We start from the raw sequence: 13,887 nt of genomic DNA, 5'->3' as shown, positions 1-13,887 counted from the left end.
CCGGGCCTGGCAGCGGAAATCCGCTGCCAGGCCCCGGTCGTTCCCACGTGTTCGTGGATCAGACCATGAACTGGTCGTACTTCGCCATGTGCTCCTGCAGTTCCTCCAGGCTGGGGTTGCGCCCGTTGGCCGTGAGGCGCCCCAGGCCGCGGAAGTAGTCCTCACGGTTGTAGATCGGGTAGAACATGATGAGCAGCGTGGCGTCCTCGTTGCCCCTGTTCGTGAACCCGTGCGGCTCGCCCTTGGGTACGTAGGCGAACGCCCCGGGCTCGCCCACCACCTTGCGGTCGCCGATGGTGAACTCGATCTCGCCCTTCACCACGTAGAACATCTCGGTGGACTGCTTGTGGATGTGCGGGCTGGCACCGCTCGCCTCCGGAGCCATGTGGTGCTCGAAGAAGCCGAACTCCCCGTCGGAGTCGGCCGTGGTGAGCTTGAGGTAGGTCCTCTTCGTGTCCCGGATGTTGACGAACTCGCCTTCGCCCGAGGGAACATACAGCGGAACGGACATTTCTCTCCTTGGATGGTGATCAACTGTGCTGAATCGACTACGGGTTCGGCGTGCGGGGGTGGTTACGTGGCCTCGGCCAGACTCGAGTCCGCCGGCGTTCTGCTGTCCGCCTGTGCCTGCGCCCACCGGCCGATGAGCGGCGCCGCCAGGCCGCAGACGGCGAACAGCGCGGCCAGCACTGCCCATCCCGTGGTGCCACTCGTCACGACCACGCTGACCAGGACCGGGGCCGCGATCTGCTGTACCGCCACGCCCAGCCAGAAGACCGAGAGGTAGACGCCTTCCTCTCCGGGCACCGCGAGCAGATAGGACCCGCCCCAGCCGCCGGCTGACTGGAACAACTCGCCGCCGGTCAGCGCGACCATGGCCAGCACCAGCACCCCGACGGCCAGGACGACCGGCAGCTTCGGCGCCGCGACGAGCAGCAGACAGCAGACAGCGAGGCAGATCCCGGCCCGCACCAGCGCCCGCGCCGCTCCGGCGATGGTGTCGGTGTCCCGGCTGGCTCGGACCTGCAGGGCGACCGCGAGCACGGTGTTGACCGCGACCAGCGGCGAGATCAGCGCGGAGGAGACAGCGGTGTGCCCGACGATCCACAGCGGGATCCCGATGCTGAGCAGGGTCATGTGCATGGTGAGCACCGCGTTGATCCCGGTGAACGACAGGAACGATCCGTCGCGCAGCACGCTGACCGAGAAGCGACGGCGCAGACTCTTCGCCGGCGCGCTGAGCACCGGCAGCCGGGAGGCCAGTGTCGCGAGTACGGCGAAGGAGGCGGCGTTCACCAGCAGGATCGCGGAGTACCCCGCCCGGCTGTCGATCAGGAGCCCGATACCGCCCAGCAGGGCGCCGACCGTGAAGCCGACGTTGCGCAGCGACCGCAGGACGGCGACCACCCTGACCCGGTCGTCGGTCGCCGTCGCCTGCCCGACCAGAGCCTGTTCCATCGGTGCCGCCGCCTTGTCGACCAGGCCGAGCAGACACACCACGGTCAGGAACTGCCACAGGTTCTGGACGAACGGGTAGACCACGAAGCAGGCGCAGCGCCACAGGCTCACCCCGACCAGCACCTTCTTCGGGCCGATCCGGTCGGCCAGGATGCCGATCGGTATCGCCGTGCCCAGGGCGATGGCGGCGGACAGCGTCAGGCCGAGACCCAGGCTGCCCTCCGACAGCCCGACCGACCTGGTGATGAACGGCACGGACACGGCCAGGAAGGCACCGGTACCCACCGCGTCGATCATCGCCATCACGGCCAGCCGGATGCCGACCGGGCCTCCGGGCATGGATCCGCGCCATCCGCGGACGCGCTGCCACAGAACAGACATGTGTTTCCTCAATCGGTTGCGATACGGATGGCGGTCTCCGCGTCCAGGACGCGATGCCGCGTGGTGTTCGCGTCCGGCCCGGTCGCGATGACGTGCCCGGCGCGGTCCCAGGAGGACGCCCACGGCCGGACTTCCTGGCCGGGTTCGGCGTCCACCTCCACGACCTGGACGCCGGGCAGCGCCCGGGCCGTGTCCACGCCCACGACCTCGGTCACGGTGCCGGGGCCGGCGGCCAGGAACCGGATCGCCGAGGTCCGCTGCGACGATCGGGGCAGCGTGACCGGACGGCCTGCCAGCAGGTCGATGAGGGTCAGCCTGATCCGTGTGTCGTAGGCCAGGTCGATCAGGTCGATGAGGTAGTCACCCGGGCACCTGCCGGCACATTCGACCAGCGTCGGTCCCGAGTCGGTCAGGATCCACTCGGCGTGCAGGATGCCGGTCCCGAACCCGATCGCGGTGACCAGCGCCCGCATGGCCGTGGCGAACGCGGTCTGTGTGTCCTGGTCGAGCGGCGCGGGCAGCAGATGGCCGAGTTCGACCGGGTACGGCCCCGGAATCACGGTCTTGGCCGTGATGTTCTGGAAGACGATCTCGCCCCGCTGGACCAGCGCCTCGACGCTGTACTCGGGACCCCGCAGTCGTTCCTCGGCGAGGAAGCGCCACGCCAGTTGCCGGTCGGGCACCTGCTCGTACTCGGCGGCGGACGAGGTCCGTTCCCAGGCCTGTGCCGCGGTGGTGGCGTCGACCGCGTCCAGGAGCTGTACGCCGACACTCGCCTGCCGGTTGGCCGGCTTGACCACCACCGGGCCGTCGCCGGCGAACTCGAGGATGTCGGCGGGCCCGTGCACCTCGCGCCAGCGCGGATTGCGGACTCCCCCGGCGCCGGACACCTCGCGCAGCCGAACCTTGTCCCGCAACGCCTGCGCGGCGGCCTCGGTCGCGCCCGGCAGCCCGAGCTTCTCGGCCAGCGCGGCCGCCGCCGGCACCGCGTACTCGAGCCCCGGGACGACCGCCGCCACCGTTCGCGCGGCCGTCAGCTCGGCGGCCAGGTCCAGGGCTTCGGTCGACTGCTGATAGCTCGCCGGCACGATCCGGTCCAGGCAGTCGAAACCGGCCGCGACGTCACCCAGTTCCCGCTTGCGGATGATGTCGGGTTCCTCGATCACCACGACCGACCTGCTGGGAACCTTCCCGTCGATCGCGCGCAGGTAGGCCGCGTTGTAGCCGACGAACACCACCTGCGCGTCTGTGGGGGCGGTGGTCATGGCGACCTCCTGGTTGTCGTTGGGGACCACTGCATGGCCACTGCCTTTCTGCGGGGTGGGGGGACTCGTGACCGACGGTGCCCGTACGGGCGTACCGGCCCGGCCGTCAGCCCGTACGGGCGTTTCGTCGATGACGACTTCGATCGCGGAGAGCACCTGCTCGCAGCGGGCCCTGGCCTCCTCGGGAGTGGGGCCGGAGACGATGACGTGCCCGTGCCTGCTCTTCGAGTCGCGGACCGCCGCCACGGTGTCGCCGGGGCGCAGCCTGATAATCAGCTCGTCGACGTGACCGAGCTCCGCGGCTGCCTCCAGGCCGCGGATCTCACCGACGCGGCCGGGCGGGAAGGTGAAGAACCGTACGATCGCCGTCGCCTGCGACGCGACCGGCTCGGCCGCCGTGCCCGCGAGGCCGGTGAAGATCGCCTGTTCGATGTCCAGTCCGGTGGCCAGCTCGACGAGCCGCGGTATCCGGTCACCGCCGAGCCGGGCCTGTGACTCGACGATGCGCGGGCCGTGCGGGGTCCAGATCACCTCGGTGTGCGCGGGGCCGAACCGGTACCCGCACGCCGTGAGGAACTCCGTGGTGAGATCCTCGATGGTGCGCCGACGGTCCTCGGGCAGGGGCGCCGGATGGACGTGTCCCACCTCCACGAACAGCGGCGGCGGACCCAGTACCTTCTCGGTGACGCCGACGACCAGGTGCCGGCCGTCCTTGCTCAGCGTCTCGACGCTGTATTCGGGACCCCGCAGGTATTCCTCGACCAGGAAGGGGCCCTCGTAGCCGTACTGGTCGACGAGCGCGCTCCATGCCGACCGGTCCTCGGCGTCCTGCCAGAGGAATACGCCTCGGCTGCCGGCGAGCGCTGTCGGTTTGACGACCGCCGGGTAGCCGATCCGCTCCACCGCCTCCGGTACTTCGTGCCGGGTCGGTGCCGCCTCGAAGGACACCGGGGACAGACCGCGCCGGGCCAGCAGGTCCCGCATCGCGTGCTTGTCGACGAGGTGGCGGATCGCCGCGGCCGGGTTGACCTCGGCGTGCAGGTCCTCGGCCACCTCGTAGGCGGTGACCATCGTTTCTTCTCTGCCGATGTGGTAGATCACCGTGGCGTGGTGTTCCCGGGCCACCTCGCGAAGGGTGCGGCGCAGCAGCTCCGTGTCCCGGAAGTCGACCGTCACGAACAGGTCCGCCAGCTCGCGCACGTCGTCGAGGTACTCGGGTGACTCGAGCCGTGGGTCCCAGATCGCGCCGACCCAGAAGCCCTCGGCCTGTGCCTTCCGCACGAACTGGCGGTACGGCATCACCATCAGCAGGCGCGGCCGGTCGTCGGCGGGCGTGGGCGCTGTCACCGGGCACCTCCGCCGGCGGCGGCCCCGACGGGTACCGGCTCGGTCTCGCGGCCGAGCAGGCTCAGGTACCGCTCACCGGTGTCGGGCAACAGCGTCACGATGCGCTTGCCCCGGTACTCCGGACGGCCGGCCACCACACCGGACGCGTGGACGACCGCACCGGCCGAGACACCGACCATGAGGCCCACGTCGAGCGCGAGCCGCCGGGTGGTGTCCAGCGCGTCCTGATCGGAGACCGCGATCACCTCGTCGATCAGGCGTCGGTCCGTGGTCGGCGCGATGAAGCCGCCGTTGAACCCCGGAATGGAGTGGGTACCGGGCTCGCCGCCGGACAGCAGAGGTGAACCCGCCGGTTCCACCGCCACGATCCGGACGGCGGGGTGCCGCTCGCGCAGGTAGCGCCCCACACCGCTGATCGTGCCGCCGGTGCCGACTCCGCAGACGAACACGTCGACCCACCCGTCGGTGTCGGACCAGATCTCCGGACCGGTCGACTCGTAGTGCGCACGGGTGTTGTCCGGATTGTCGTGCTGGCAGCAGAACCACGACCCGGGTGTCTGCCGGTGGAGTTCCGCGGCCTTGTCCACCGCGGCCTGGTAACCACCGGTGTGTGGTGTCCGCACCACTTCGGCGCCCAGCGTCCGCAGCATGGCCACGCGCTCCTGGGTGGCGTTGTCCGGCAGCACGATGACACAGCGGTAGCCGCGGGCCGCTGCCAGCGCGGCCAGCGAGATCCCGGTGTTGCCCGAGGTCGCCTCGATCACGGTGCCGTTGCCCGGGGTGAGCAGCCCTTGTTCCTCGGCGCCGCGCAGCATCCACAGTGCGGCCCGGTCCTTGCTGCTGGACCAGGGATTGAACAGTTCCAGTTTCGCCAGCACCTCGGCATCGCCGGGGACGCCGTCCGTGATGCGGTCCACCGGCAGCCGGAGCAGCGGTGTACGGCCGATCAGGTCGACCAGGGAGTGTGCGACAGGCCGCCGGGCGACCGGCTCCGTGCGGATGTCGATCTCCTTCACGGCGGCCTCGGCCGTCCGCGCCGCGAGCTGGGCGGTTTCGGCCACCACGAGGACATGACCGGCGCGATCGCCGTTGCGGCGCAACTCCCGCAGCACGGCGCCCGGTTCCGGCTTGACGACGACCTCCTCGACTCCGGGCAGCGCGGCGGCCCGTTCCTGCCCGCTGACCGACACCACGCGGCCGGGCGCCGCCGTGAGGTAGCGGATGGCGGCACCGGCGACCGGCCGCTCGGGCAGCACCCGGGCCGGGAGCGGCTGTCCGAGGTACTGCCGGGCCACCAGCTCCAGTGAGCGGATGCCGAGGGCACGGTCGACGAGATAGGTGATCTTGCCGCCGGCGGGCCTGGGGTTGATCTCGATGAGCTTGGGCCCGGACTCGGTCACTTTGATCTCGACATGGGCCATGCCCAGGTCGAACCCGACCGCCCGGAGCGCCTCCACGGCCAGGTCGCCGCAGGCACGGACCAACGGCTCGGGCAGGCTTGAGGGGAAGCTGTGGGCGAGCTCGACGAAGTAGCCCTGGCCGATCACCGACTTGTCGGTCACCCCGAACACCTCGTACCGGTCGCCGTCGGCCAGGACCTCCACACTGACCTCGGGGCCGCTGAGGTACTCCTCGACCATCAGCTCGTGGTGGCGGGCCTGGCCGCGCGTGTTCTCCCGCCGTGACCGGATCAGCGCGACGTGCTCGGCTGCCTGGGACGCGGTCTCGACGAGCCGGACGTCGGCGCTGCTGGTCTCGTCGGCGGGCTTGACCACACAGGGCAGGCCGATCTCCGCCGCTGCCGCCTCCGCCTCGGCCGGGGTCTGTACGGTGCGGAACGCCGGTATCGCGACGCCGAGTTCGGCGCAGCGCCGGCGCATCGACGCCTTGTTGCGCGCTGTCGCCACGCCGTCGACGCTCACCGTCGGGAGTCCGAGGTGGACCGCCACCTGGGCGGCCACGACCACGTCGTACTCGGCCAGGGTCAAGAACGCGTCGAAGGGGTGCTCGGCCCCGGCCGCGTGCACATGCGGCAGGAGTTCCTCGAAGATGTTCGTCTCACAGTGGACGATCTCGTCGACGTAGTTGTCGAAGTAGGCCGGGCCGCCCGGTACTTCCAGGTACCGGTCCAGGTCGCGGGTGAAGAAGGTGACGCGGCAGTCGAGTTCCTTGATGATCTGCAGGCCCTCGAAGCCGGAACCGGAGAGGTTGCTCTCCACGACACCGACGTGAATCATCTATGCCTCCGATGGCATCCCGACGCGTGGTCGGGTTTGAGCGGGACGACGGGCGGCGGGTGAGAAGCGGTGCACGGAGACCGCCCACGACGAGCGGCGGACAGCGACCGGTGAACCGGTCCGGGCGGACCCTCACCAGCACCCGGACGTGGCCAGCGAGCGCAGCAACTGGTCCGACTCCTCTCGGTCGGCGGCCGAGAGCCGTGGCACGATCTCTGCCGTGGGGGCCATCACCCGGGCGCCTGAAGGCACATCGCGCAGTACGAGCGAACCCGCGCCGATCAGCGCGTCGTCGCCGACGGTGACCGGGCCGAGCACGATCGCGTTGGTGCCGAGCACCACGCGGTCGCCGACGACCGGATGCCGCCGGGCGCCGGGCTCGCGTCGCCCGTCCCGCCACCAGCCGACCGCGCCCAGCGTGACCTGATGGAAGATCGTGACGTCGTCGCCGACCTCGGCCGTCTCCCCGATGACCACCGCGGCCCCGTGATCGATGAACACGCGCCGGCCGAGCCTCGCGCCCGGATGGATCTCGATGCCGCCGGTGACCGCGCGCGCCAGGTAGGCCAGGAGCCGGGCGAGTTGACGGTGCCTGCGGGCGTACAGGACGGAGGCCAGCCGGTGGGTCCACAGCGCCGGCAGCGCGGGATGCAGCAGCGCCTCCGCGCGCGTGTGGACCGACGGGTCCCGCGCGACGATCACGGAGAGGTCCTCTCTCGCTCTCATGATCACCCTGCGCATGCGGTCCTCCGTGAATTCATGTCCTGGTTCTCCGTCGGCACAGTCGAATTCGGTGGCAGGCTTCAGTAGTTCGGGGCCTTGACCAGATTTCCGGTGCCTTCGACGATCTCCGGTATGTACACCCGCTCGGTCCAGGCGTCCTGAGCCACCGGTTCGAGGGCGATAGACACCGCGCCCTCGTCGACCGAGAACGCGGTCCGGACCGCACTGGTGATCGCGTCGACGAGGGCCGATATCTGGTCGGCTGCGAGGTTGTTCGGGAAATGCTTGATGCTGACGTGGGGCACTCCGATGACCTTTCCGGTGAGTTGTGCGGCCTTGATGGCGGTGACGAGTTCGTCTATTCCGCTCGCGCGCAGCAATTCGTAGTGATCGGCCTTGAGTCGGCTGATCCTGGGGGGCGTGCTCGACAGCGTGTTACTGGTGTCGATGAAGGAGTCCTGGTCGCCGTCGGCGCGGAACACCGTGATCGGCGCGGTGATGCCGCGCCGGGCCAGTTCGTGCGGGGCGTACTCGAACAGAAAGGTCTGCCGCACCACGCCGACTATCCTGCGCACGAGCGCACGCTCCAGATGGGCGAACCTGCCGCAGACGAAGGCGATGAACGAGTCCTCGTCGTGGGTCGCGGCCAGACACGCGTCGACGGCCGACTGTTCGAGGTTCCCGGAGAAAACCGAGTAGAGAATCGCGACAAAGGTGCTGTCGGTGAAGCTGACCGCCGCCTCGGCGGACGGGCGGGTCCCTGCGCGTTTCCCGACCGGCGGCTTGCCCGGCGCGATCAGGATCACCTCGTCGACCTGCTCGCCGGCGCACTCCAGCTGGCGGGCCGCCTCGAACGCGGCTCGGGCCCCGAAGGAGTAGCCCCACAGCGTGTACGGGCCGACCGGTTGGACCTGCCGGACGAGTTCGACGTCCTTGGCGACCATCTCGTCGAACGACGGGTACGCGATCTCGCCCGCGTTGATGCCGTGGGCCTGGACACCGAGAAACGGCCGGTCCTGCTCCAGCCGGCCGGCCAGCAGCCGCAGGCTCATCGGGTATCCGCCCAGACCGGGCCAGCAGAACACCGGCCGGCCTCCCTCCGCGCTGTGCAGCCGCACCAGCCTCGACAGCGTGCTCGTGGGCTCACGGTCGACGCGTCGGGCCAGCTCCGCGATGGTCGGAGCGTCGAACAGCACCTGGAGCGGCAGGGCGCTGCCTAGTTCCCGGTTGATGCGGCCGACCAGGTTGACCGCGGTCAGCGAGTGGCCCCCGGCGGCGAAGAAGTTGTCCCGGATCGAGACCCGTTCCTGTCGCAGCACCTTCCGCCACAGCCCGGCGATGGCTTCCTCGGTGGGCGTGCGCGGGGGGACGACCGGTGCTTCGCTGTCTTCCACGGCGGCCTTGTCCAGGTCGCGCAGCGCCTGGTGGTCGATCTTGCCGTTCGGGGTGAGGGGGAAGGCGTCCAGGACGGTGACCCGGTTGGGCACCATGTACGGAGGCAGGGATTCGGCGAGATTGTCCTTCACGATCTCGGCCGGCCCCCGCATGTGGACCGAGTCCTCCTTCATGCCTTCGCTGAGCCGCTGCTCGGCACTGATGCGGCCGCCGACGGCGAAGTAGGAGGCCGTGTCCGGGCCGAGGCCGACGATGTCCGCGATGCGCCGGGCCGACGGCAGGGGGTTGCCGGTCTCCGAGCTGTAGCCGGAGGACATCAGCCCCAGATCGAGGCCGTTCGTCTGGAGGCGCTGCAGTTCCCGGCCGAGGTCGACGTAGCGCCGCCAGGGTTCGGACGCGTGGCCGATCAGGCTGATGCCGAAGCCCGCGCGCTCGTAGACCTCCTGGTTGATGGCGATGACGTCCTGCTTGCGGATCAGCTCGTCGGACACACGCACCAGCTCGCCGTCGGCGTAGCGGTACTGACCGCCGTCGAGATCCACGATCCGGCCGGGATGAGCCTGCACATACAGGTCGACCGGACTGTCCGTGGAGGGGCTGTCCGCCGTCTCCACCTCGTACGTGGCCAGGTGGTAGTCCTCTTCCGGGCAGCGCAGGACGTCCTTGACCTCCGGCGCTTCCGGGCGGGCGCTGATCCGCAGCCCGTACCCGGGCAGCACATGGTCGAACAGGCCGGCCATGTGACCGGCTTCGAACCTGAGGACTTCCTGGATGTTGTTCCGGTAGACGGGTTCGATCGCCGCCCGGCGCCCGACGAGGTGGACGCGCAGCCTCGGAGCACCGGCGGGAGCACGGCGGATCAGCAACAGCTGATGACCGACCGGGTGGTAGTAGTAATAGCCCGGTTCGAGGCCCGCGACGCCGGACAGTTCCAGGTACAACTGTGTGGCGTAGAGCGAGCCCGGCGAGGCGTACCCGTATTTGGGCAGCAGCCGTTCACCGCTGGGGAACTGCCCGAAATAGCGCAGCAGGGAACCGAGTTCGGGAAGCGTCAGGGTGTCCGGCGTCCGGGGCGCGTCCGGTCGGGCGGCCGGTCGGGCGAGCAGGCCCAGGACGTCGGACCGGGTTGTCGCGCCGCCTTCGAAGAACCGGTACGTCTTGCGGGCGAACACCGTGCGCCGCTGGCGGACCGTGGCCGTCCGTCCGGGCAGGTCGACGTACGGTGCTCCGCCCTCTTCACGGACTCCCGGATTCGAGAGCTGTGCCCTGAGTTGAAGCCTGCTGCCCTTGGACTGGTGGTGAGCGCCGTGGTTGCCCTGGTCCATCAGCGCGGCCCGCTGAGGATCGAGCTCGATGAAGGCGATGAGGTTGGTGCCGATTCTCGTGTCGTCCCGGACCAGGACGGCGGCGCGCTTGACCCAGTCGTGTCTTTCGATGGAGACCTTGACCTCGTCGAGCTCGACCCGAAAGCCGCGCAACTTGACCTGGGTGTCGGTACGGCCGAGGAACTGCGCGGTGCCGTCGTCGTTCCACCGGGCCAGATCGCCGGTCCGGTAGAGACGGGCGGATTCGGGACCGGTGGCGAACGGGTTGGTGACGAACCGCTCGGCGGTCAGCTCGGGGTTGTTCAGATACCCGCGGGCGAGTTGGGGTCCCGCGATGTGGAGTTCACCCGATTCCCCCCGCGCGACCGGTCGGCGGGCGGTGTCGAGGATGTGGAAACTCATGTCGCGCACCGGCAGGCCGATGGGGACGTGGTCCGGACCGTTCTGGACGGAGCCGCGGTCCACCACGTGGGCCGAAGCGTTGATGGTGCACTCGCTCGGGCCGTACAGGTTGACCAGTTCGCAGCCGGGTAACGCGTCGAGCAGCTCGATCGCCAGGCTCTTGGTGAGTGCTTCGCCGCCGCTGAAGACATGGGTGAGCGAGGTGCAGTCGGACAGCCGTCCGGTGTCGACAAGCGCCTGCAGCAGGGTCGGCACGCCCTGCAGAGTGGTCACCCCGTTCGCCGTGATCAGGTCGATGAGCCCGCCGGGGTCGGCGTAGACCCCCGGCTCGCTCATCACCACGCTGCTGCCGCAGGCCGGTGCGAGGATCTCCCACTGTGCGGCGTCGAAACTCAGCGGTGTCTTCTGCAGCACCGTTCTGCTTGCGTCCAGGCCCCGTTCGTCGGCGAGCCAGCGCATCTGATCGACGATGCTGTGGTGTTCGATGCCGATGCCCTTCGGCTTGCCCGTGCTTCCCGAGGTGTAGATGACGTAGGCGAGGCCGGCACCCTCCACAGTGCGATGAGCCGTTGGCGGGACGGCCCGGGGCTCGGGCTCGGTCGCCCGGTGGGCTCGTGTCCGGTCGAGGATGACGATCTTCGTCCCTGGCTGCGTCATCGCGAACAGGCGGGGCGCCAAGGACTCGTCCGTCAGGATGACCTTGGTCTGGGAGTCGGCCACCATGTAACGCACGCGCTCGTCCGGGTACTCGGGCGACAGCGGGAGGTATGCGGCGCCCGCGTGCAGGACACCCCAGACGCTTGCCATGAGGTCGACGGACGGCCCCATGAAGATGCCGACGGGATCGTCCGCCGCGGCTCCGAGCCGTCGCAGACGGTCCGCCACGTCCTCACTGCGCTCATGGAGCTGCCGAAACGTCAGCCGCTCCGTGCCGCAGGAGACGGCAGTCCGGTCGGGTTGGGCGTGCGTGGCCGCACGCAGCATGTCTGACAGGGAAATCTTCTCGGACCCCGTTGGTTTCGCCATCGTCCTTCGAACCTAGAATTCGACGTTTCCGGGCAGGTCGACGCGCGTAACATGCCCTGGGAAATCAGGCATGGAAAAAGCGCGATCGGTGATGGATCTGGTTTCGAGCACAAGCAGCCGGAACACTTGACTTCACGGGATCGCTCGCTTGATCAGCGTCGCGACCACATGGTGTGAGCCCGGCTCTCAGACCGTCTCGTACATCGCCCAGTGGGGTGCTGCGCTCGTTCAAGAAGTCGTGCGGACATGCCTTTCGCGCCTCCCCGACCAAGTCTCCGCGGCCGCATTTCAAGATTCCGGGGCCGGAACAGCACTGCCGCGGATCATGACGGTCTTCCACGGCACCCCGAGGGTGATCGCAGAAAAACCAGAGCATTTCCTGCGGGCAATCGGAAGGTACACGACCGAGATGGGCGACGTGAGATCAGGAATGGAGCATCTTGCCCCTTTTGAACAAGTCCTCGTCGCCGAGTTCCCGGTCGGCCACGCATGGCCGAAGTGTTGCGTGGCGCAAACAGAGTGACGTTGTTCCGGTTTTCGCCATCGGCATCAACGGGATGGAGGTCGATGGCTTCCGAATCGACCACTAGGCACCTGCCTCCCGCCGGTCGACGGCGAGCCGGTCCACAGCCATTCGACGACGCGGACGTTCACAGTCATGCGCGGCAGCGAATGCCCCGTGCAGCCAGTCGGGCGGTGCGGTCGGCCGCCGGAAGTCCGGGCCGTCGGGAACAGTTCACGGAGCTGCAATGGAGGGCGCCACCGGAACAGCCCGTACCGCCCCACCGCCGTCACCTGCGCCCCCGCCGAACGCGCCCTGCGACCCCCCGCACGACACGGCAGGGCGAGACAGCCGCCAGGGAGTCGCCCTCCCCTATTTCCTATTGATTTACTAGGAAAGCGTTGCGGCCCACCCGCCGAGTGCGCAGGATGGTCCGCACGCCCGCTACGCGGCAACGACTCGCCGGTCGTCGGTATGTCGACTTTGGTCATGTCGTCAACACCGCCTGCTGACGCGCGTGGAGTGCGCAGCGGTCTGCTGTCACGCGCAGGGCAGGCAGCTCACACGTCGCACGTGCCGCTCCTCTCCCTCTTCCGCCACCAGGCGATCAGGTGGACCCACGCCACTGCGCCCGGACGCCCGACACACTCCTGAAGGACGACCGCCATGACCACGGCACCTCCGGCCCAGACCACCCCGCAGGGTTCACCGCTCTCCGACGCGCGCCACCTCCGTCTTGTGGGCGACACCGCCCAGGGCCGCCCCGAGGCGCACGGTTCCGCACCCCTCGTCGGCTACCTCATCCTCGTCCCCGAGGGCACCGACCCCGCTCAGCTCTTCGCCGAGGGCGTGACGCGACCGGAGATCCGACGGGTCTCCTGCACGGACTCACCTCCCGTGCAGGACACGGGAGTCAGCGTCGTCCACATCGATCCGACACGGCATGCCGCGGAACTCGACGGGCGCGAACTCGATCTCACCCAGCTGGAGTTCGCGCTGCCGGCCCATCTCGTCCGGAACCCTCACCGAGTGCATTCGCGAGAGCGGTTAATAGCCGGTGTCTGGGGCTACGACCACATCGGCGACGGCCGCACCGTGGACGTCCACATCGCGCGGCTGCGCCGCAAGCTGGGCAGGGCCCACCGGCACCGGATCGTCACCGTACGAGGCGTGGGCTACAAGTACGTGCCCGGCCCGCGGTAACCCTCCAGGGCGCGGCACGAGCACCGTCGGCCGGGGCAGAGGGGAACGGACCGGAACAGTGCGGGATACTACGCACATGCGGATCTCAGCCAGGGCGGACTACGCGGTACGTGCCGCGCTGCAGCTCGCCGCGTCACGGGATGACGCGCCTCTGAAAGCCGAGGCCATCGCCGACGCACAGGACATCCCGCACAAGTTCCTCGAAAGCATCTTGAACGACATGCGCCGGGGCGGTCTCGTCCTCAGCCGGCGCGGCGGCAACGGCGGTTACCGACTGGCCAGGCCCGCCGAGGCCATCAGCATCGCCGACGTGATACGCGCGGTGGACGGACCACTGGTCTCGGTACGGGGGGTGCGTCCCCCGGAGCTCTCGTACACCGGCCCCGCCGAATCGCTGCTCCCCTTGTGGATCGCGCTGCGCTCCAACGTGCGCGAGATCCTTGAGGGCGTGTCACTCGCCGACGTCGCGTCCGCCCGACTACCCGCCGACGTATCCGCGTTGACCGACGCTCCGGGAGCCTGGACGAACCCCTGATGCGCCGGGTCGTCCCACAACTCGTCCCATAAAGCGAGACGGCAGCGTCCATCATCCGAACACCCCCTTGGGGTGGGGGCCGCCTTCT

The 13,887-nt window shown here is 69.2% G+C and carries 9 protein-coding genes and 1 pseudogene; 3 read left to right on the top strand and 7 right to left on the bottom strand.

The window, feature by feature from the left end:
- Positions 1-58: 58 nt before the first annotated feature.
- The 7 genes and pseudogenes from OG780_RS41750 to OG780_RS41720 form a co-directional block, all read right to left on the bottom strand.
- Positions 59-511: a cupin domain-containing protein gene (locus tag OG780_RS41750; protein WP_067238279.1), complete on the bottom strand. Its 453-nt coding sequence runs from the start codon at positions 509-511 to the stop codon at positions 59-61.
- 62 nt (positions 512-573) lie between these two features.
- Positions 574-1,839 (bottom strand): MFS transporter, encoded by a 1,266-nt coding sequence (locus OG780_RS41745; RefSeq protein ID WP_328457259.1) that lies wholly within the window; start codon positions 1,837-1,839, stop codon positions 574-576.
- A gap of 8 nt (positions 1,840-1,847) precedes the next feature.
- Entirely contained in the window at positions 1,848-4,451 is a 2,604-nt protein-coding gene (locus OG780_RS41740; RefSeq protein ID WP_328457257.1) for an ATP-grasp domain-containing protein, read from the bottom strand.
- Positions 4,448-5,707: a cysteine synthase gene (locus OG780_RS41735; protein ID WP_328458739.1), complete on the bottom strand. Its 1,260-nt coding sequence runs from the start codon at positions 5,705-5,707 to the stop codon at positions 4,448-4,450. Before OG780_RS41735 ends, OG780_RS41740 begins: the two co-directional genes overlap by 4 nt.
- Positions 5,708-5,734: 27 nt before the next feature.
- Positions 5,735-6,331, bottom strand: a pseudogene (locus OG780_RS41730) (ATP-grasp domain-containing protein); the annotation flags it as partial.
- A 489-nt stretch (positions 6,332-6,820) separates the two neighbouring features.
- On the bottom strand, positions 6,821-7,429 hold the full coding sequence (gene epsC / locus OG780_RS41725; protein ID WP_328457255.1) for a serine O-acetyltransferase EpsC: 609 nt from the start codon (positions 7,427-7,429) through the stop codon (positions 6,821-6,823).
- Between the two features lie 62 nt (positions 7,430-7,491).
- Complete coding sequence (locus OG780_RS41720) at positions 7,492-11,517, bottom strand: amino acid adenylation domain-containing protein (protein ID WP_328457253.1); 4,026 nt, start codon at positions 11,515-11,517, stop codon at positions 7,492-7,494.
- Between the two features lie 190 nt (positions 11,518-11,707).
- On the opposite strand from OG780_RS41720, the gene OG780_RS41715 reads away from it, so the two are divergent.
- The 3 genes from OG780_RS41715 (at position 11,708) to OG780_RS41705 (ending at position 13,799) form a co-directional block, all read left to right on the top strand.
- Positions 11,708-12,082 (top strand): hypothetical protein, encoded by a 375-nt coding sequence (locus tag OG780_RS41715; RefSeq protein WP_328457251.1) that lies wholly within the window; start codon positions 11,708-11,710, stop codon positions 12,080-12,082.
- Between the two features lie 645 nt (positions 12,083-12,727).
- Positions 12,728-13,264 (top strand): winged helix-turn-helix domain-containing protein, encoded by a 537-nt coding sequence (locus OG780_RS41710; protein WP_328457249.1) that lies wholly within the window; start codon positions 12,728-12,730, stop codon positions 13,262-13,264.
- 76 nt (positions 13,265-13,340) lie between these two features.
- Complete coding sequence (locus OG780_RS41705; RefSeq protein ID WP_326790259.1) at positions 13,341-13,799, top strand: RrF2 family transcriptional regulator; 459 nt, start codon at positions 13,341-13,343, stop codon at positions 13,797-13,799.
- Positions 13,800-13,887 lie beyond the last annotated feature (88 nt).

Source organism: Streptomyces sp. NBC_00386 (genome assembly GCF_036063235.1).
Classification (GTDB): domain Bacteria; phylum Actinomycetota; class Actinomycetes; order Streptomycetales; family Streptomycetaceae; genus Streptomyces.
Note: the sequence above shows the minus strand (reverse complement) of the source record. Positions and strands in the feature narration are given on the sequence as shown.